Consider the following 18,485-nt stretch of genomic DNA (forward strand, 5'->3'; position numbering starts at 1 on the left):
CCAATCAGAGAATACCCTACCTTTTTTCTTTTGGTCTAGCAAAATGCTTTACACAAAATTTTATACATCATCCCGACGTGTGCAAACAAAAACAAGGAGCATAACAATAAACTAAAGAGAAAGGCTTTAGTCCTAAAAAATGAGGGGTTTACGCAAAAGGAAATAGGAGAAATACTGGGAAGAACCCAGTCAACAATTTCTAGTTGGTTAAGTAACATGTAAAAAACATTCTAATCATTTCAGCAGTGTTCCAGCGGCTAAGTTTTTTGATTTCAAACTACGTCATACATCTATCCATTTCCCTTAAAAAACAAGTTCCTTGGAGAATTTTCTCTCCAAGGAACAGCTTCGATAATATAATCGTATTAATTATGCGCTAAACTTGAACATGCAAGTTATGATCCTGTCTACTCGTACCATCAATGATGAAAGGAGTATTCAATGCCTGCGAGATTTTAAAAAGTGTCTCTACTCTAGGGCTTGTAAGCCCCGCTTCAATTCTCCCAATCGTGGATTTTGGAACTCCAATACGGTCTGCAAGTTCCTGTTGAGACATATTCAGCTGCTTCCGTCTTGTTTTGATCTGTGCAGCTATAGTTCCCTCTAATTGAAGTTTTTGAACATGCTGCTCGCCTCGAATAGCTGCATATTTCTTAAAAAAATCACTCATTCTTTTTCCCTCCCAGTTGATCAATAAAGGTAAGGATCAAAAGCGCAATAACTTTCATATGCTGATTCGGCAGGCTCAATATCCTCTCGTCTTATCGTTCCGTTATACTGCTTGTTGAAATAATGAAGCAATATGACTTTTGAAAAATTGTGAACTGCAAATATAATCCTGTGATTTCCAGTTTTTCCACCCTTTATACCCCATCTGTAAAAATTATCATAACGAGTATTCATGCTAAGATGTTTTAATGACGGAGGAGTTATATCGTCCGGAACGCTGTTGTCCTCCGGATCAGACGGATATGGATTATGTTGAATAATCGTAAGTTGCCTTGCATATACATCAGCAACACGACACCATATACCCGGACGACCTTTTTGTCTAAGTTCTTGCTCTGCCTTACTCAATAGATAATTTTCAAATTCCTTTACATTTCCTGTGTATATTACCTCAAACAACATCCTCTACCCTTTACTAATAATTATTATTATACATATGATAGCATTTATGCTACTGAAAAGCAATAATTTATAATTACATTTTCCTTAATGCTTGCACCTGTTCCTCTTTCGATGCATCTACATAAATGGCTGTTGTTTGAATGCTTTCATGCCGAGCAAGCCGTCTAATAATTTCAATGGGCGTTCCGGCATTGGCTAGGTTTTTGCAAAAACTATGACGGAAGCGGTGCGGGGTAATGTTCTTCATGTTGGCTAAATCCGCGTATTTAGTTAGCATTTTTTGAATGGCCCGCTCTGTTAGAAACATGGATCTTTCTGATACGAATAAGCGTTGAGATTCTTTATGAGTGCTCTTCTCAAGGTTTTGACGGTATTTTAACCACTTTCTCAGGTTTCTTGAATACTTTTGAACGAGCAAAACAGAGGCATATTTATTACCTTTCCCTTGGCGAACAATAATTTCAACATCATTTCCTTTGACTTGAATATCGCTTAATTCTAAGGATGCCACTTCGTTGACCCGCAAACCCGCATAAATCATTAAGTCGATAATCGCAAGATTCCGGAGGCGCTTAAACTCATTCTTCTCTAACTCAACATAGCTTATAAACCGTTCTTGTTCTTCCTTGGTTAACCATTTTGTTTGGCTAGAACCTTGAGCATACTCGATTTTTTCCGTTTTGATTCTGGTCATTGGGTTATCTTTTACCAAGCCTACCTCAGTCAAATAAGAAAAGAACACCTTTAGTGCAGCAATATATTTGTTGATGGTTGCTGGCTTTCGTTTGCATTGATGCTTCAAGTAGCTTATGTATTCCTTCACATCGACTGGACGAGTTTCTTCTATTATAATGTTCCCTTCCCGCTGTTCATACCATTCGAGAAAATGGGCCACCGTTGTTCGATAAGAAGCAATTGTTTTTTTATCTTTTGCTTCTTCATATAAATAACGAACAAATGGGTCAATAAACTGTTGCACGGCACACCTCCATAAACAAATACTTTTAAGAAGATACTGTTATCGCTTGGGGTTGACATATTAAAATCAAATGTACATTAATAAACATCATTCTTTAGCAGTGTTTTGAAAAAAATTATGCGAACAATTTTAATTAAGCTTTTAAATAATTCTGCGAACAATTATGAACTGATTAGAATGTTACTTATCGCAGAATGGTAATTCTACGACCAATTATTATGTATAAATCAGGGGGAATCACCCCCATACCCGTCAAGTTAGCGGTATAAAATTTTTTAGGATGATACGCATGTTCGAAAAATCAATCAAAGGATGAAGAGAAAACCAAATGCTGGGCATGCCAAATAACCCTCAAGAAGAGGGTTATTTGGCATTTATATCCATAACCCACACTACCATATCCCCAATTTCTTTAAAAGATCCGATACCGTTTCCTCTCCTTTCCTTCGGTCTTTCCTCGCGTGTTTCCTTAACAGAGACAGGAGAGATGGAAGGCGGTTTCCATCGCTTGGGGATGCAAAAGAAACCGATGCCAATACGATTGGAGGATGTTAAGCGCTTTCCATTCACTGATCTCGATTCCCTCCCGTTGATGCCAATACCTTCGGGCTTGGAACAGAAGAGTCTGCGTGACTAAAATGGCAATCAATGTCCCATATAAGTGGCATTCGAATCGTTCCTTCTTCATCTTTTTGACACGGTCAAGGTCAAATAAGGATTTCCAGCCCTTAAATAACAGCTCCACTTGCCAGCGCAGCGAATACAGCTCATAAACTTGTTGCGCATCAAACGATTCTTGTGGTAAATTGGTCAGTAAGATGTGATATTTCTTTTGTTCAAGGGTTTGGCGTGACAGCGCCTTCCCTTTCTTTTTTTCCTTTTTCCGCACGTACGCCAGCCGTTTTTCCCATTCTTCCGCTGTGAGACGGCGAAAAATCAGACGCGGAACATACAGGCGTTGGTGTCCGATATACACGTGTTCCACTTCCACGGCTTCCCCCTCGCCCAATCGATTTCCTATCGATTCCCAATCCCATTCGTGCCACTCCCCGTCCTGTTTGATATAGACTTTGATATCGGAACGCAACCGGGTAATATAATAAGCACCTCGAGCATCGATCTCCGCCAGCGTGGCGAGTGAAAAAAACCCCAGATCCCGAATGCAAAGGTCATTCGGGTAAAATCGTGTGCTGGGTATGATAAGCAAAGCGGGCATCGGAATCATTGGCCTGTTGGACGCACAGCTGAAGACAGGTGCCCGATAACAGCTCATACTCAAATTGGATTTTGGCGCCAGATGAAACCGAACCTTGATAGTCCTCACCATAGTCGGTCGGAAGTAAAAAACTGGTAGAGTCTAAGATCCGCAGACGGGTGAAACAAGCGCGATACGTCTCGGTGATGGAAGAGAGTGCCGGACGTTGATGCATCAGGAGAGTAAAAAAGACCTCTTTTAAAAACGCCACGGCACGAGGCGTAAACCGCTGATTCAGTCCTTCATTCGAGAGAGAGCAATCATGCCAGAGCGCCAAATCGGCACACAACCGCTGAAGCGACTGACAAGCGAGCGATCCGTCTCCCCAAGCACATAGCGTCAGAAAGGCTTCCGCTGTTAATGAACGCTGCCGCTGAATGAATCCGACTTTCCGGGCCAGACGGGTCAGTTCTTCAGAGGAGAAGAGTTGACGAATCGTTTTTATCCATGCCTTCATCTTTTTTGCCATCAAAAAACAATCCTTTCCAACGATGATTTTCGTTAGAAAGGATACCATGTTTTTGGCGCTGAAAAAAGATCAAATTCTTAACTTGATGGCTATGGACATGGGCCCCCACTCTTGCCTATCTAGTCGCTCGAACTAGACGAAATACCGTATTACCACAATTTCGACAAGGCGGTACACGCTCACCTTTTACGCACGTTATTTCATTTCCACATTTCGTACATTTATATATTCCAGATTGTTCAACAGTACCACCTGTTCTAATAATAGTCAAAACTATCATCCCCTTTCTTAATATTAAATAAAAACAAAAATAGCCATGATTATTTTGCTTAATCGTGGCTGTCCTTGATAATCATAACATTTTTTTAATACCTGACAATATTTTGCTTTTTTCGATTCTTTCGACAAAATTCAGGGAATGACAGGCACCCTCCTATTTAGGATGCCGAAATGGTGGATACCCTCCATTCATACATGGTTCTCCTGCCAGCTGATACAAACTGATTACCTCTAACTGCGCATCATTGGAAAGCTCCGGCAAAATCGTAGGAAACGTTTCCGCTAATAAACTTTTCCCACAGCCGGGCGGTCCAATCATCAACACATTATGCCCGCCTGCCGCAGCGATTTCTAATGCTCGCTTTGCTTGATGATGACCAATAATATGTCGAAAATCTCGATCATTCTTTAATGGAGAATGAAAATGTTCGGGAGTCGTTTGTTGCGGAGATAATGGAAGAACATGTTGTCCTTGCAGCCATTGAACCGTTTCTTCTAACGTCTGCACAAACACACAATTGAAATCTTTCAAATGATGAAGAGGAAGTGTGGAATCGAAGTGTGGAATCATAGGGGAGATAAATTCTTTTGAAACCAAGCTTCTTTGCCGCTAATACAGCAGGAAGCATGCCATCTATCGGCTGAACCGTTCCATCTAACGATAAAGCTCCTAAAAACACATCATCCGTAGAAATGAGCTCTTTGATCTGACCTTTCGCCTTTAAAATCCCGATCGCCATCGCCAAATCAAACATCGGGCTATGCTTCTTCCGCTCTGGTGGAGACAAATGAACAATGATTTTCCTATCTAAAACATCACAGCCAAAAGAATAAAGTGACGCAAGAACGCGTTCCTTCGCTTCTTTCACAGATGCATCCGGCAACCCAACAATCACCATCGCCGCAAGCCCCGGCACCTCCTTCACCTCCACCTGCACACGATACCCTTCTAATCCCCTTAATCCAATACTTGAAATCTTAACTGTCACTCATTCATTCCTCCTTAAAACAGAACATTAGTTCTTATATACTATTCTATTCCTTCTTCTTTTCCTTTTCAATTCTTAATCTTTCGACAAATTTCGAGTGGTGACAGGCACGCATGCCATTATTTGCAAGCACTCCATAAGGAGTTACGTTGTCACTAGGCTTCAACCTTAAGATTTCTCCAGAGTTACTGGATAGCTACCAAGCATCTTGGCACTTACTCAGGTTGTACTTTTACCAACAAGCACCCTTCAGCTCTAGGCGCAAAAAAGAAAGACCTCACAGAGATTTCTCCCTATGAGACCTTTCGACATTTTTCGGGCGGTGACAGGCACCTATCCCATTGGCATATCAAGTCTAGAGGAAGATCGAATAATTAAATGGCAATGTCCTGACTGTGGGAAGGAATGGGATCGAGAGAAATAAAAAGAAGGAAGAAGCAGTTTGTGGCGTGGCATAGGCATAGCATCGTATAAGAGAATAAAAAGTCCTGCAGAGGGAATTTTATGCAGGACTTTTGACATTTTCCGAGTAGTGACCCGTACCAACTGGAGTCTGGCTGGGAAAGAGCAGTTAAAAGTAAATAGGCTAAGAGTGTGCTTATTCTTCAGCGGTCCGTATCTTTAGAAGCGAAATAAAAAGGAAACGAGAAGAGGTGTTGATTAAGGTTTCGGATGACTAGATATCATCTATTTCAGGGTAAAGCCATGGTCGCTTTGCCTTTTCTTTTAATTGAAGAAAGGAAAAAGAAAAGCCCCGCAGAGATTTCTCTCCGCGAGACCTTTCATCATTATTCGGACCGTCTCAGACAGTGATGGATACCCAACCTACAAAATTATTAGTTTTGACCTTGAGTTACGTTGTTTTGATCTTGAGGTTCGATTTTAACAGTAACCTCTTTAGTAGCTTCTTTACCATCTTTAGTAAAGCTTAATACGATTACAGCTGTATTATCAGTAGCACCATTAGCAGCTTGTTTAGCTAATTTTAGAACTCCATCAGTAAGAGTTAAATACTTACCTTTATCTTCTTTAATTGATTTAACAGCAACAGTTACACCATCGTTTTTTATTTGATCTTTTTTCAATTTTTGTACAACTGCAGTAATATTTTCATCAGCTTTGGTAGTTTTAGAAATTGTCACTTCAGATTCATATTTAGCAGCTTCATCATCAACTACTTTTTGTGCAGCAGCTTGAGCTGATGAATAAGTTGATGTAGCTGTTACTTTAACTGGTCCTGCAGTTAAAGTACCTGCAGATACTACTACGTTAAACACAGAGTCTTTTGGAATTTCAGTTACTTTAGCAGACGCAGTACCATTGTTTACAAATACCAATTCGCCATCTACTTTATTGAATGTCAACGTGCTTACAAATTTAGTTCCATCAGGGAATTTATCGTTATTTCCAGTCAATACAACTTGTACGCCATATTGATCCGTTACGACAATATCAGCAACATCTCCAGCTAAAACAGAGAAGTCAAATGGAGCATTTACCTTAGCCGCATCATAAGAAACATTTTCGAGTGCAGCAACTGTTTTACCAGCAGCTAAATCAGCAGCCTTACCATTAGCCACAACTTCTAGTTTTGTTACTTTTGGAGCTTCTTTAGAAATTGTCACTTCTTGTGTAAGTTTTTCACCAGTAGCATTGATTGTAACTGTTAATGGAAGTTTAATTTCTTTTGCATCACCATATGTTGTATATGCTTTATCAACATCAATTTTTCCATCAGCAACATCAGCATTTAATTTAGCATTTGTAGACGAAACAGTGTAGTCAACCCCATGTGTTAGCTTTACTTTGCTTCCATCATCAAGCACACCATATACTTCAACTGCTTTATCATATGCATCATTATCAGTTTTACCAGCAGCTACTTCATCATACACAGTGCCGACAGGTTTCACTTCGTATGATTTATACTCTGTGCCATCTGTTACACGGAAGGTAACTGATTTTTCGCTGCCTGTAAGTACCTCATTTTTTTCTTTATCTTTGATTGAAATTGTAACTTTTTCTGTACCTTTAGCAATTGGAAGAATTTTGTTCCCAACAATGTTAACTGCACCTTCATTGTTTTCATCTGTGATTACTAAAGAGTATTTAGCTTTGTCACCAGTAAAGTATTTTGCTTTTTGGTCGGCTGACATTTCGCGCTCATATTGGTCAATAATCTTCACATTATCTACAGAAAGTGTTTGAGCAGGTGAACCTGTAAGAACTGTTGTCTTAATGTCAGATGTTACACCTTCAACCCGGACAGGTTTTGCTTCTGCTTTAACTTGAATGTTTGCAATAGTAGATTTTCCAGTAGAAGATACTGCTACTAAAGAAATGTATCCTTCTTTAACATTTTCAGCAGGAACTTCTACGCCAATTTTTCCATCTACTTTTTTAACAACTGCATTTGTAAGACCAGATACTTTAATACCTCTTGTTGCATCGTTTAGAACTTTTTCATCTGTAACAAGATTACCTTCTTTATCAAGAACTTGGATTGGCACAAATAGTTTTTCATTAGCTACAACTAAATCTGGAACTTCAAAAGTTACTGTATCAGTACGTTGACTTTCTGCTACTTTCACTTTAAATGTAGCATTTTTACCGCTCGCAGTAGAGATCAGCATAACAGTCGTTTCGCCAGCTGTAACTGGACCATTTAGTCTCAATGCTGTTACATCTTTTCCATTTACTTTAATTGTTTCAAAATCAGTTGCTACCTTAACAATTAAAGGATTCGTGTTATTAATCAGTACAGCATTGGAAGCATCAAGAGCAGCTTCATCTACTACATTACCATATTGATCTTTACCTTCTACCAATAAGTAGAATGCATCTTTTGAAAGATCAGTTGTTTCAGTTAGAGCCTTACCATCTTTGTTGTAAAGACCAGTAATAGCAATTTCAGAAACTTGTGCTTTTGGTGATACTTTTACCGTTGCTGAAGCTGATTTTCCACTAGCAGCATGCACAAGTGTTAAAACAATTGAATCTCCTTCTTTAACACCATCTTTTTTAACAGGTATAGTAACTACACCTTTTGAAGGATTTGCATTGCCGTTAACTACTGTACCAGCTGCAGTTGCTGTTAACGCAGTTGTAGCTGTGATATCTTCACCGTATTGGTTCTCTACTTTATAACCAACGGTAACATTTTCGCCATCTTTATCCAAAACTGCATTTTCACTTAGAATTTTTACAGTTTCAACTCTTTCATTTTCAACAGTTGTAGTAGCTGTTAAAACCTGATCAGTTAAGCCAGTAACGTTCACAGTGTACTCGCCAGCTGTTAATTTTCCTGTTAGTTCAATAACGGCTGCAGTTTTTTCATTATTAAATGTGATGGTTTCAGTATTAACTTTTACAGAACCTTTTTTCACTTCAAATGTAGCTTTTGTTGTGTCAACAGCTTTGTTGAATTTAACTTCTAACTTTTTAGCACCAATCGCACAAAAGCAACCTCAAGAATCCGACTTTCTTCCATAATAAAAACCCATGTGACTCAAGGAGTTTGGAAAGCGTGTTGTCGAAACAATTGTTGTTCAATAGAAAATCAAGTTGAGAAGTTGCTGTAAGTAGAAAATGAATAGAAAAAATAAAAAAGATGCTCAATAAGTAGGTTTCCAGTAAATCGACAATAGAAAGGTGTTAGACACGAATGTTTCAAAAAGAGTTTAGGACAAACTCGAAGATCTAATTGCTGCTCTCAAACCAAAAAGAGATTGGAGGGTAGAAAAATAGTTCCGTTCAATTTTGCCCATCCCACCCTCAGCAATCCCCATAAAGTGGGAGGCCAGCATTCCATGTCCCTCAACAAAACGATGAAAACGCCCCAGTTGCCCATGTGAAAATTTTGAGAGCACAATCGATAAAACGTGATTTCCCTACTTTTGAAAAGTAAGTCGGTTGTCCAACCTCCTTAATTGGAATTCTCTAAATGTCCAGGAAAAATTATGCTACTTATAATTGTAATAATTACAAACCCCGTAAAAATCAAAAGTATTCAAACTTTCTAAATGGTAATAAAGAATTTCCATATCTTATGATTGATGCTTTCCCTTCAGAACTTCAACAGTTGGAGCCTTACCATATTGAAAATTTCCTTTGTATATATAAGAATGAATTCCCCAAATTATCAATAGTCAAACAAAAAAAGTTAACAAATAAGGATAACCCCCTATACCCTTACAACTTACTAGTGAAGAGCAAGAGATATAACCGAGTTTTACATTGTTTTGTTTAGCTTTGCCTTTTTCACTTTCTCTTATTTATTTTTTTCTCTGTCCCAAAACTAGGGATTTAGGGGCAATCCGCGAAACTCCTTGTCCCCCAAGAGATTTCCTAATTTCCAATTTAGGGCAAGCATTAGGGGCACTGGGGACAAAAAACAGCGGGATGTTTCACCGCTGTTTTACATTCCCCCTAACAAACTCTCGATCTCGTATTCGTATCCATACTTTCTGAAAAACTCGATCAGGGCTACCTCAAAGATTTCACGCTGACTGATGTTTTTCTCGCGTGAGAAGTCCACTACCAGTTGATCAAGTGTATTCATCATCTGAACCGTCTTCGTTTTAGCTACTCCAGGAACAATGTATCTCGGTATCTTCCCTTTCTCTGACCCAGGAATCACAAGGTCTAGTAGTTTATCCTTATGCTTTTCTAACAGCTCTAAGAGAGGTAGAAACCGCTCCAAACCACCTTTTCCCACCAACTCTTCCTTGAGGTTAGGGCTTGTATTACTTTCTTGTTCGATCTTAACAGGCTCATCCTTTTCGGTTTCGGATTGAACTTTACCAAACTTTTTGACGTAGTTTCCTTGTTCGGAATCCCATTCGTACCCTCTACTAGTCATGTATTTTGCAAGTTCCATGTGGTCTTTAAAACCTAACCTCTGTGCAATCGTTCTTAGATCTGCCCCCTCCTTTGAAAGCAAAGAAACTACTTGACCAGCCTTTGAAGAATCGACTAACGTTACCTCCTTGTTGACCCCCTTTTTAATCTTCGGTACGTAGTTTTGCTCACGGCTATCCCACACAAAGTTTTTTCGTCTAATCACTACATCCATTGATTTCATATTTTTATATCCTAATTCTTTTGCGAGTTGCTCCCTTGTTTTTCCCTCCGCAAGTCCCTTTAGAATTTCTTTTACTCGTTCGTCATAGATCGGTCTTTCGTTTTCAGGTACAAGCATTTTATTCCATCCTTTCTTCTTGTTATTTGTAAAAAAGAGTGACTTCACGATGGAAGTCACAGTACATTTACGGCTTCTGCTAGTTGTTCTTGGTTAGCATGGACGTAGACGGATGTCGTTTTTAGATCCGCATGCCCCAACAGCTTTTGAATGTTAACTGGATTCACGTTCTTTTTAACGAGCTGCGATGCAAAACTATGTCTGAGGATGTGACACGTTACTTTCTTTTTCCATCCAAGCTTGGCAGTTGCCTCTGCAAGAACTCGATTAACGTACACGTCAGAGAGCCTTCCTGTTTTCTTTGTCGCAAAGAAAATGTTAGAGTCCGTTTCCACTCTCCAGTTCTCTTTATAATCTTCAAGGTATGGTTTAAGTTTCGAACTAATTGGAACAAAACGTTCTTTGTTCCCTTTTCCTTGTCTTACGTGTATCCATCCTTCTTCAAGGTTGACATCGTCGATGGTTAGATTGAGACATTCTGAGATTCGTAGACCCGTAAAGTACAAAAAGCGAACTACAAGCTGAATAAGCTGGTGATCGATAACTTCCAGAAGTTGAAAAAATTCTTCTTCTGTCAAATATTGACGTTCCTTCCTTGGTACTTTGACTTGTTCTAAGGGTAGAGTTGGATTGTCTTTTACCCATCCTTTTTTAGTGGCGTATTTGTAGAAGGAACGAAGCGTATTCAAATGCCGATTTCTACTTGCAGGTTGGTATCCTTTCTCCTCTTTTAACATCAACAAGTAATCTTCGATGTCTTGGGTTTTGATGTCCTCCAAGTAGATTTGACAATTATACTTGGACTCAAGGAATCGTTGAACCATTCCTAAATCTTTGTCATATCCGTTAATAGTTTCTTGACTTTTGTCTTGAGCTACTAAGCCCACTAGAAACTTTTGACGAGCTTCAACGAACAGCATGTGATTTCCTCCTTTATATGATAGAGTACCTTCAGAGAAGGTACTCTTTGTTAAAACAGCAAATGGACCTGGTGCTGATGGTTCTTGACATTCCCTTGCTTCTATGCGGGATTATTCAAAATCGAGATCCTGCTTTTTGAACCGAACGCAGTAGGTGGTTGCCCTTCCAGCACGATCAGTTTTCACACCTTTTTCGTTATCGAGTGCCGAAATTCGCTTTCTTTGAGTCATTTTGTTCGGTTCATGGATAAGGTAACCCTTATCCTTCCAGCTTTTTAGGACAATCCGATGATCATCAAAGCCACCTTCCGCCATTAACTTTTTAAATGGCTCCGTCAAGATATTCACCTCAACGTAAGAACCATTTGTGGTGATCTTACCCCAACATTCATAGCTTCTCTCACGGAAGTAATCACTTACAAATTTGGAACGGTGTTGAACCACCATCTCTTTGAAATAATCGTAAGCATTTTCTCCAAGATCACGGTTACCTATTGATTCTTGTTCTTGCTCTACAAGTAGTTGCATAATCCCATCTAAGTTAAGTCCTAGCTTTAATGATTCGTTAACTAAATCAGCGGTCACCATGATAAATGCTAGTTTGTTAGAAACACGAGATGTGAAGTGATCGACCTGAGGCATGCTATCATAGCATTTCTTTGCCCAGTCTCGCCATTTTTCTAAGACGTAATCCTTACCAACTTTGAGAAGGTATTTAACAAACTCTACACCAGCATGCCCGTAGTTTTCCAGCAATCCTTCTTTCAGTGCTTCTGCATTTCGAGCATCCTTGGTCCACGTAATGTTTCCAAACTCGAACAAACGCATCATTAACCCAATGTTTCGATTGGATTTGTGCAAAAGAGAATGTTCAGCGGTTGATATAACAGAAGTTGACCATGTTCTTTGTTCACGAAGGCCTATTTCCTTCGTCATTCGGTCTTTTTCTTTCCCCCCTGCAATAAGGTAGATCATTGCAGTAAAATCTTTCATGCGATTCATGGAAGCTTCATCCAAGACCACAGGGACTCCTCTATTATCTGCAAGCCTACCAATTAAGGCGTTTTGCGTTCCATTCCAGGAGTGAATTAATCCCCCTTTTCTTGTACTTGGCTTTCCAAAGGCTGAAACAGCTAATCGAGCAGCAGTTGTTTTCCCTTTAGCTGCATCGCCGTAGATGTGAAAAACTAAGGTATCCAAATCCAGTTCCTCTCCTACCATTCCAACCGTAGGTGCGGTAAAACCTAACACCAAAGCAAGCTCTAACTCAGCTTTTCCGATTACCTCTTGGTTAATGATTTTTATCCAACCTTCAAGCGTTCCTTTGGATTTAAGTTCTAGCTCTCCCTCGTAGGTTGATTTTAACGTTGTATTACTTATTGCTTTATAATGTTTGTAGATGAGCTGTTCTTCATGAACAGCCCATCCCAGTTTTGTATGAACCTGCGTAAAGGGAGCGGATGATTCTTGAATGGAGAGAAACTTCGCCACTTCTCTTACTTTATGGTCGTGGACATCCACCCCTTTTTCCAGAAGCTTTTTAAGCTCTGCAACTTCTAACTGTTTTCGAGAAATGCTGATTTCATGCATTTTCCCTTTAAATCTGTATTCGAGTATGAGCGAAACACTTTTTGTTTCGATATCTTGTCTTACTTCTTTGATTTTTACGTATTCTCCAACCTCATACTCAACTTCCTCTCCATCCTCTATTTTCGTAACGTATAGCTTATTATTCTTTAATGTATATTTGCCGTACCTCTCAATCGTTTGGGCAGCTTTAGTCGAGATTTTTTTATCAAAAGAGGGCTTTGATGGCTTCCGCATCGTGAATCCCTCCTTCCGCTTCGTTACCGAACGGAAAGAGTCTGAGTGTTTTTAGAATGATCTCTTCAATCCCTCTACGAAGCACTCGAACCGTTACATCGTGAACGTGTTGCCCCATCGGATGAAAGGGATCTATCACTTCGGTAACAAGCTTGATAAAAGCGTTGTAACCAAAGAATGGGCGAACGAGTATCTCATTTTCAATTTCTATCAGGCATTTTAGTAATTCGCTTTCTCCTTGTACTCTCTTTGGTTCCTCGAGATCGTAGTAAAACACGTAATCATATCCACCACAAAACCCAAATTGCATTCTGTTATTCAATACTTTCGGATTGTTACGTGCAATCTCTGCTAATCTTTTCTCATCGTTTGAGTTAATCTGAACCAAAACAAGTTCAAAGCCAACAACATTCACGTTGCCTTTATCTAATTGTCTTTCATACTCGTTTTCCCACTCACCTAGGGAAACATCGAAGTCTAATTTTTTCATATCTTTTCCCTCCGCCTCTCTGTACTGTCACGATTCTTATAATCCATTACTCTCTCACTGTGATAATGGCTACGTTCTTATCACCAATTGGTACGTAACGTACATCTCGAAAGGTAATGGAAACTCTCGAAGTAAAATCTAGATCGAATCGCTCCGTAATTTCTTGAACGAGACCGGCAGAGTAAATGACACCTTTAGCACCATACTTATTAACGTTAAAGCTGTGAGTATTTTCAGGTAACTCTTCTCCAACGGCAATCTCATCATCGCTAAAAGAGAATTGAACACGACGTGGGCAACCGAGTTTCTCTAATAACTGACTTGAGAGTGTGATTCTTTTGCCATTGCTTTTTGAGTTGATAATCGATAGAACTCCTGCTTCTCCTGTACCAGTAATGGAACCGTTGCTGATCGATGGGCTAAAACGACTAAGGTCTACTTCTTGCGCTTGTGAATTCGTTTTTTCACCTACTACAACTTCTGTTTCTTCCACTCTTTTTGCTGCGAAATTCTCTTTTGACATGTTCTTTACTTCCTCCCAATCTTAAATTTGATTAGGAACTAGTTCCTGATTTGTTATTGCTAGCAACTGCCTAGAGTCTATCAAAAAATCAGAAGATTGTATTTAGGTGTAAAAATAACAAATTATTTTTACATCATTCGAACACTTGACCTTACTCGCTTTTTCGCAAAAATAAAAAAGTAGTATCAAATTTTTTGATACTACTTTTTTCGATTCCGTTCCGTTAATTCTTTCAGTTTTTGACATATTAAGTGATCCAATAGATGTACTTCGGGATCAATTCCTTTTTGGATTTTCTCGATCTTTTCTTTCGCCCTTTTTTGGAGATACCTTTGTAACTGTTTTTCAGTTGGGTTGTCTTTGCCTTTTTGGCTATGCTCTTGCTGTTTTTCTTCAATAATGGAATCTTTCAACATAAGAAACGCCTCGTTCTCTAGCTCCTTCATTTGTTTCTCCCTTTTCTTCAACAGAGAAATCGCTTTTTCTGTTGGCAACATGTAAAACAAGAACTCCAAACTCTCATTTAATTTATTGATAGAATCGAAAGTCATTAGAATATCAACGACTTGTTTTACTCTTATATCTGCTGCCAATTCTTCGCCTAACGGATCAGGTAACTTGGCAATATCCTCTAAAAGATACTGCTGATACTGTCTTACTTGCTCGAGAGTCACATTATTCTTCTTCGTATTTTTATGTGCCATCGGATGTCTTCTTTTATTCTTCAATAAGAGAACTAAAAGGTCTTTCTCCTCTTCGGAAAACTGATACTCTTCAACCTTCCTCTCATTCAATCCTTTATTGAAAGTGATTCCAAAATCTTCACTTAATTGCTTTATAAATTCGTTAGCCCTCCCTTTAAATGTAGACCCCTCAACTTCGCTTGCAATGTTTTCTATATCCTTTATGGTGTAGTAGTTTTTCATCTTCTTCCTCCTGTCAATTTAATCGCTTTTAGTCTGTATTTTATCATAATTTCTATAATTTGAATATGATGTCCATCATCTCAAGCAAGCATCATCATGTAACACTCACCTTCCGAATCCCCATGATATACACCTTTTCTCCTTTGATTTTTTTATGGTACTCTAAAATTGCTTATAATTAGAACTAGCAAAAAATGAGGGAGAGTGGTATTGACAACTTACACTCCCCCGCTTTTCTCAACTCTTTTCAGTTGCTTCATCCAAAACTATTTTTATAACCTCTCCGACAATGGTTCCGAAAACAGTCATTTTTTCATCATACTTCCTTCTTTGTTTCGAAAATTGTTATTAGCTTACTATTGATTATGGAAAAACTAGTAGTCGGATGGAGCGAGCATTATGCAATAGTCACCACTTTCTATGATCCAGACCGTTTTTAGGATTCTCTTATTGTTTGAATATGGATATTGGTACTTTCGTTTAATTGGAGGCTGCTCCTGCCTGTTGATGATTGTTAGTTGATCACTCTTGGCTGTAAGTTCAAAAACTTGCAGGTAGTCTAGTTCCTCTTGATGATCTCGTCTTTGATCAATGATGGACCAAAGGATTCTCTGTATCTCTTCGTCTAGTTCTTCAGCAATAGTACTAGTCATGTATCTTGGTTTGCTCGCTTCAAACATATCCCCATCCCCCTTTCATTGCCTGTTCTTCCAACCATTGTTCATTTCGATAATCAAATGCTCCTCTCATAGCAAAGCAGAGCTGGATTTCTTGATCGTTTCTTTTTCCAATGCGGTAGTACTCTATGTCTCCTACTGATTCAAATTCAACGAATTCAATGTCTAGAATGTTCTGCCTCAGTAAGGACACTTCTTGATTCGTTTCTAGTACTAGAATGGCTTCATGTGTTGATAGGCGAAACTGAGTGATTGCTTCCTCAGTCCCTACTGACTCGTAAAAGAGGATGAATTGTTCTTCTATCACTTGTATGAGTGGTAACGGTAGATGGCCAGTCGCCTTGAGCATTTCAATATCTGTTAGACATTGTATAACCTTCATCATCTTCTCTCCCTTACAACAGCTCTACAGCTGCTTTCTTTTCTTCTCTTGTGGTTTGAATGTAGAATTTAGCCGTCATGTTGACCGTTGAATGCCCTGTTAGTTTGCTAACAGTGGTTAAGTCTACTCCTTTTCGAAGCAGCCTGGTTGCAAACGTGTGACGAAACAAGTGCGGATGGAGCTTGATTCCGATATCTTTTGAGATGTTCGCTAACCAATTTCGAACAGCGTCCCGGTGCATCTTCTTGCTTCGCTGGCTAACGAGAAGATATTCACTTTCACGAAAGCGGGATTCTTGCCTTTCTCCAATCTGATACTCTTTTATTAGCTGAACTAAATCCTGACGTAAGCTTATTTCTCGAACTTTTCCACCTTTTCCGCGAATCATCAAAGTAGCGGTAAGAACATCTATGTCTGTAAGTTTGATATTGACGAGTTCCGACACTCGAACACCAGTGTACAAAAGCAAGTAGGCAATAAGCTTATTTCGGAGACTGACTTTGGTGCGATCCTCTAGGTAAAACAGCAGTTTCTCTACTTCTTCCTCTGACAAGGCAGTGACAACGTGTTCACTTCCTGCCGCAATCTGTACCCGGTCACGTTTTAGTTGAATGTAACTTTCACTGACAATTCCTTTCTTTTGCAAGAAGTCGTTGTACACCTTTAGGCTATTGATTTTCTTGTTGATGGTCGCAACGGCAAATCCTTCGTCTAGTAAATGTTGCTTGTATCTCACAAAGGAAAAGCGAGAGAGAGGCTGCTGGTCTGACACAGCCTTCTCACCCAAAAATCGCTGGTAGCTTTTGATGTCTCCCACGTAAGACTCAATCGTTTTTGGTGCCTTTCCTTCCTCTGTGAGCCATTGCTTAAACGCATCGAGTAATTCCTGCAATGGAAGCACCTCCCTAAAACGCAAAAAAGCCATTGATGCTTGCATTGGCACCAATGGCTCTTACTTTTTGATGATGTCGATAATTGTTTTGATCATGCAATCTGTACACAGTTGACTGCACAGATATGGACACGGAAAGATTTTCAATCCTTTTCGCTCCTTTCTCTAGCGTTTGGTGTTATGTCCAATCATCCTTTGTGAGTTCTTTCGCTACTTCTGCGGCTATGGCAACGAGCACCGACACGATTATTTTTTCCCACACTCTTCCTCACCTCCTTTCAAGGTGAGTGTCGCTACTCACGACAGAAATATAATTATGACGTGAGTTTTTTTGCGCCTAACTAGTCAGCTTTCCATGGTACGACTAGGTTTTGCTTTTTCATACCGAGTACGATTTAGTTATGTCGTGAAATTCCCAAAAGAAATGTCGTGAGTTATTCGTTATTCCCCACTGATTCTCTCTAAGTAGCGAATGTAGTTTTGTAGTAAGTTGCGATCCTCACGGTCCGGAATTCGGCGCAAAGCGGCTTCAATTTCCTTTTCGTTAATCTCAATCTCTTCCTCTACCACTTCGTCCAACAACAGTTGAACAAGCTCATCCTCACTAAGCATTTCACCATAGCTGTCTAACCCATAGCTGTATTCTCGGTAGTACGATACTCCGTCAATGATAATGCGATGGTATTTCGGCATTGCTTCTTTTCCTCCATTCTTCTAATCTAGGAAGCTGTAAGAAACGGCTTCTCCATTTTTCAGCCAAACAATATAGAGCCATTCTTTTGAAAACTCATTGATAACGATTCCTGCAATCCATTCATTCTCTTCCTCATCGATGTAGATTAGAGTTTGAAACAACAGCGGATCTGGAAGTTTCTCTAAATGGTTAGGTGGAATCAACGCCTCGTCAATTTCATCATGGTACAATTCCGTAGACTCAGAACCTATCCTTTCAGGCTGCACTTCTACACCGAACTTGCTTTTCATCATGTGCACAAACCACTCTACGAATTCTTCCATGTCCTCACCTCCTTTCAAATGTAGCCTTTTTCTTTTAGTGAAACGAACTTTTCTTCGCAAACAATCAGATGGTCTAGCAATTCAATGCCAACGATTCTTCCTGCTTCGACTAATCTTTTTGTCACTTCAATGTCTTCCCTTGAAGGAGTCGGGTCAGACGATGGATGGTTGTGGGCCACAATAATCGAAGCAGAGTTCGATAGAATCGCTGATTTGAACACCTCCCTCGGATGCACGATGCTAGCGTTCAGGCTTCCGACATGGCAAACGTTGATGGCAGTCGGCTGGTTTTTCGTGTCAAGGCAGACAACGACAAACTTCTCACGGTCGGCTTCCACAAGAAACAGCTTCAGCAGCTTGTACGCATCTTCCGGAGATTTGATTTGACGCTCCTTGTACAGCACGCTAGACTCACGAACGAGCTTCAGGCTCACAATATTGACGCGCTTCGCTGGCTGCTTGGCAGACACCTCTCTTTCTAGCAACTCTAGCTGCTGGTGGTTAACGGTTTGGTACTTGCTCATCCTTTTCC

General features: G+C 39.7%; 22 protein-coding genes. 1 reads left to right on the forward strand and 21 read right to left on the reverse strand.

The features are described from left to right. Window positions 1-69: 69 nt before the first annotated feature. Complete coding sequence (locus tag DCC82_RS18645; RefSeq protein ID WP_353620328.1) at window positions 70-222, forward strand: helix-turn-helix domain-containing protein; 153 nt, start codon at window positions 70-72, stop codon at window positions 220-222. Between the two features lie 154 nt (window positions 223-376). On the opposite strand, the gene DCC82_RS01125 is transcribed toward DCC82_RS18645, so the two are convergent. The 21 genes from DCC82_RS01125 to DCC82_RS01220 form a co-directional block, all read right to left on the reverse strand. Beyond that, complete coding sequence (locus DCC82_RS01125; RefSeq protein ID WP_015865141.1) at window positions 377-670, reverse strand: helix-turn-helix domain-containing protein; 294 nt, start codon at window positions 668-670, stop codon at window positions 377-379. A gap of 20 nt (window positions 671-690) precedes the next feature. Next, window positions 691-1,131 (reverse strand): type II toxin-antitoxin system RelE/ParE family toxin, encoded by a 441-nt coding sequence (locus tag DCC82_RS01130; RefSeq protein ID WP_015865142.1) that lies wholly within the window; start codon window positions 1,129-1,131, stop codon window positions 691-693. Window positions 1,132-1,204: 73 nt separating this feature from the next. After that, window positions 1,205-2,110: a tyrosine-type recombinase/integrase gene (locus DCC82_RS01135; protein WP_015865143.1), complete on the reverse strand. Its 906-nt coding sequence runs from the start codon at window positions 2,108-2,110 to the stop codon at window positions 1,205-1,207. A 469-nt stretch (window positions 2,111-2,579) separates the two neighbouring features. Beyond that, on the reverse strand, window positions 2,580-3,383 hold the full coding sequence (locus DCC82_RS17855) for an IS4 family transposase (RefSeq protein WP_353652431.1): 804 nt from the start codon (window positions 3,381-3,383) through the stop codon (window positions 2,580-2,582). Further along, window positions 3,280-3,834 carry a hypothetical protein gene (locus tag DCC82_RS17860; RefSeq protein WP_233252897.1) on the reverse strand — a complete coding sequence of 185 codons (555 nt, stop codon included), beginning with the start codon at window positions 3,832-3,834 and terminating at the stop codon, window positions 3,280-3,282. Before DCC82_RS17860 ends, DCC82_RS17855 begins: the two co-directional genes overlap by 104 nt. A 115-nt stretch (window positions 3,835-3,949) precedes the next feature. Next, the gene (locus tag DCC82_RS18650) at window positions 3,950-4,114 is read right to left on the reverse strand and encodes a zinc ribbon-containing protein (RefSeq protein WP_097353885.1); all 165 of its coding nucleotides are present in this window, start codon (window positions 4,112-4,114) and stop codon (window positions 3,950-3,952) included. A gap of 153 nt (window positions 4,115-4,267) precedes the next feature. Next, window positions 4,268-4,627, reverse strand: a complete 360-nt coding sequence (locus tag DCC82_RS18810; protein WP_233252898.1) for an ATP-binding protein — start codon at window positions 4,625-4,627, stop codon at window positions 4,268-4,270. Further along, complete coding sequence (locus tag DCC82_RS01150; RefSeq protein ID WP_233252899.1) at window positions 4,515-5,102, reverse strand: magnesium chelatase domain-containing protein; 588 nt, start codon at window positions 5,100-5,102, stop codon at window positions 4,515-4,517. Before DCC82_RS01150 ends, DCC82_RS18810 begins: the two co-directional genes overlap by 113 nt. An 836-nt stretch (window positions 5,103-5,938) precedes the next feature. Further along, window positions 5,939-8,488 (reverse strand): hypothetical protein, encoded by a 2,550-nt coding sequence (locus tag DCC82_RS01155; protein WP_108430208.1) that lies wholly within the window; start codon window positions 8,486-8,488, stop codon window positions 5,939-5,941. Between the two features lie 1,031 nt (window positions 8,489-9,519). Next, entirely contained in the window at window positions 9,520-10,302 is a 783-nt protein-coding gene (locus DCC82_RS01165) for a hypothetical protein (protein WP_108430210.1), read from the reverse strand. 56 nt (window positions 10,303-10,358) lie between these two features. Beyond that, window positions 10,359-11,222: a tyrosine-type recombinase/integrase gene (locus tag DCC82_RS01170; RefSeq protein WP_108430211.1), complete on the reverse strand. Its 864-nt coding sequence runs from the start codon at window positions 11,220-11,222 to the stop codon at window positions 10,359-10,361. Between the two features lie 111 nt (window positions 11,223-11,333). Then, window positions 11,334-13,046 carry a DUF927 domain-containing protein gene (locus DCC82_RS01175; protein WP_108430212.1) on the reverse strand — a complete coding sequence of 571 codons (1,713 nt, stop codon included), beginning with the start codon at window positions 13,044-13,046 and terminating at the stop codon, window positions 11,334-11,336. Next, window positions 13,018-13,536 carry a hypothetical protein gene (locus DCC82_RS01180; protein WP_108430213.1) on the reverse strand — a complete coding sequence of 173 codons (519 nt, stop codon included), beginning with the start codon at window positions 13,534-13,536 and terminating at the stop codon, window positions 13,018-13,020. Before DCC82_RS01180 ends, DCC82_RS01175 begins: the two co-directional genes overlap by 29 nt. A gap of 46 nt (window positions 13,537-13,582) precedes the next feature. Then, a complete protein-coding gene (locus DCC82_RS01185; RefSeq protein WP_108430214.1) occupies window positions 13,583-14,059 on the reverse strand; it encodes a hypothetical protein in 477 nt (158 codons plus the stop codon). 200 nt (window positions 14,060-14,259) lie between these two features. Further along, window positions 14,260-14,985 carry a hypothetical protein gene (locus DCC82_RS01190; protein ID WP_108430215.1) on the reverse strand — a complete coding sequence of 242 codons (726 nt, stop codon included), beginning with the start codon at window positions 14,983-14,985 and terminating at the stop codon, window positions 14,260-14,262. A 374-nt stretch (window positions 14,986-15,359) separates the two neighbouring features. Continuing rightward, a complete protein-coding gene (locus DCC82_RS01195) occupies window positions 15,360-15,665 on the reverse strand; it encodes a DUF960 family protein (protein WP_108430216.1) in 306 nt (101 codons plus the stop codon). Continuing rightward, window positions 15,658-16,047: a hypothetical protein gene (locus DCC82_RS01200; protein WP_146177906.1), complete on the reverse strand. Its 390-nt coding sequence runs from the start codon at window positions 16,045-16,047 to the stop codon at window positions 15,658-15,660. Before DCC82_RS01200 ends, DCC82_RS01195 begins: the two co-directional genes overlap by 8 nt. 10 nt (window positions 16,048-16,057) lie before the next feature. After that, window positions 16,058-16,936: a tyrosine-type recombinase/integrase gene (locus DCC82_RS01205; RefSeq protein ID WP_015865148.1), complete on the reverse strand. Its 879-nt coding sequence runs from the start codon at window positions 16,934-16,936 to the stop codon at window positions 16,058-16,060. A 441-nt stretch (window positions 16,937-17,377) separates the two neighbouring features. Then, window positions 17,378-17,629 carry a hypothetical protein gene (locus DCC82_RS01210; protein ID WP_015865149.1) on the reverse strand — a complete coding sequence of 84 codons (252 nt, stop codon included), beginning with the start codon at window positions 17,627-17,629 and terminating at the stop codon, window positions 17,378-17,380. A gap of 21 nt (window positions 17,630-17,650) precedes the next feature. After that, window positions 17,651-17,953: a hypothetical protein gene (locus DCC82_RS01215; RefSeq protein ID WP_015865150.1), complete on the reverse strand. Its 303-nt coding sequence runs from the start codon at window positions 17,951-17,953 to the stop codon at window positions 17,651-17,653. 14 nt (window positions 17,954-17,967) lie between these two features. Beyond that, window positions 17,968-18,477 carry a JAB domain-containing protein gene (locus DCC82_RS01220; protein WP_108430218.1) on the reverse strand — a complete coding sequence of 170 codons (510 nt, stop codon included), beginning with the start codon at window positions 18,475-18,477 and terminating at the stop codon, window positions 17,968-17,970. Window positions 18,478-18,485: the final 8 nt, after the last annotated feature.

It is taken from the genome of Geobacillus sp. LYN3 (assembly GCF_003064505.1).
Classification (GTDB): Bacteria; Bacillota; Bacilli; order Bacillales; family Anoxybacillaceae; genus Parageobacillus_B; species Parageobacillus_B toebii.

Bases quoted from the DNA above. Each gene is read 5' to 3' on its own strand.
- DCC82_RS01210 (WP_015865149.1), bottom strand. From the start codon at position 17,629: ATGCCGAAATACCATCGCATTATCATTGACGGAGTATCGTACTACCGA.
- DCC82_RS01125 (WP_015865141.1), bottom strand. From the start codon at position 670: ATGAGTGATTTTTTTAAGAAATATGCAGCTATTCGAGGCGAGCAGCAT.
- DCC82_RS01195 (WP_108430216.1), bottom strand. From the start codon at position 15,665: ATGTTTGAAGCGAGCAAACCAAGATACATGACTAGTACTATTGCTGAA.
- DCC82_RS01170 (WP_108430211.1), bottom strand. From the start codon at position 11,222: ATGCTGTTCGTTGAAGCTCGTCAAAAGTTTCTAGTGGGCTTAGTAGCT.
- DCC82_RS18650 (WP_097353885.1), bottom strand. From the start codon at position 4,114: ATGATAGTTTTGACTATTATTAGAACAGGTGGTACTGTTGAACAATCT.
- DCC82_RS01200 (WP_146177906.1), bottom strand. From the start codon at position 16,047: ATGATGAAGGTTATACAATGTCTAACAGATATTGAAATGCTCAAGGCG.
- DCC82_RS01175 (WP_108430212.1), bottom strand. From the start codon at position 13,046: ATGCGGAAGCCATCAAAGCCCTCTTTTGATAAAAAAATCTCGACTAAA.
- DCC82_RS01190 (WP_108430215.1), bottom strand. From the start codon at position 14,985: ATGAAAAACTACTACACCATAAAGGATATAGAAAACATTGCAAGCGAA.
- DCC82_RS01220 (WP_108430218.1), bottom strand. From the start codon at position 18,477: ATGAGCAAGTACCAAACCGTTAACCACCAGCAGCTAGAGTTGCTAGAA.
- DCC82_RS01130 (WP_015865142.1), bottom strand. From the start codon at position 1,131: ATGTTGTTTGAGGTAATATACACAGGAAATGTAAAGGAATTTGAAAAT.
- DCC82_RS17855 (WP_353652431.1), bottom strand. From the start codon at position 3,383: ATGAGCTGTTATCGGGCACCTGTCTTCAGCTGTGCGTCCAACAGGCCA.
- DCC82_RS01165 (WP_108430210.1), bottom strand. From the start codon at position 10,302: ATGCTTGTACCTGAAAACGAAAGACCGATCTATGACGAACGAGTAAAA.
- DCC82_RS01185 (WP_108430214.1), bottom strand. From the start codon at position 14,059: ATGTCAAAAGAGAATTTCGCAGCAAAAAGAGTGGAAGAAACAGAAGTT.
- DCC82_RS01180 (WP_108430213.1), bottom strand. From the start codon at position 13,536: ATGAAAAAATTAGACTTCGATGTTTCCCTAGGTGAGTGGGAAAACGAG.
- DCC82_RS17860 (WP_233252897.1), bottom strand. From the start codon at position 3,834: ATGGCAAAAAAGATGAAGGCATGGATAAAAACGATTCGTCAACTCTTC.
- DCC82_RS01215 (WP_015865150.1), bottom strand. From the start codon at position 17,953: ATGGAAGAATTCGTAGAGTGGTTTGTGCACATGATGAAAAGCAAGTTC.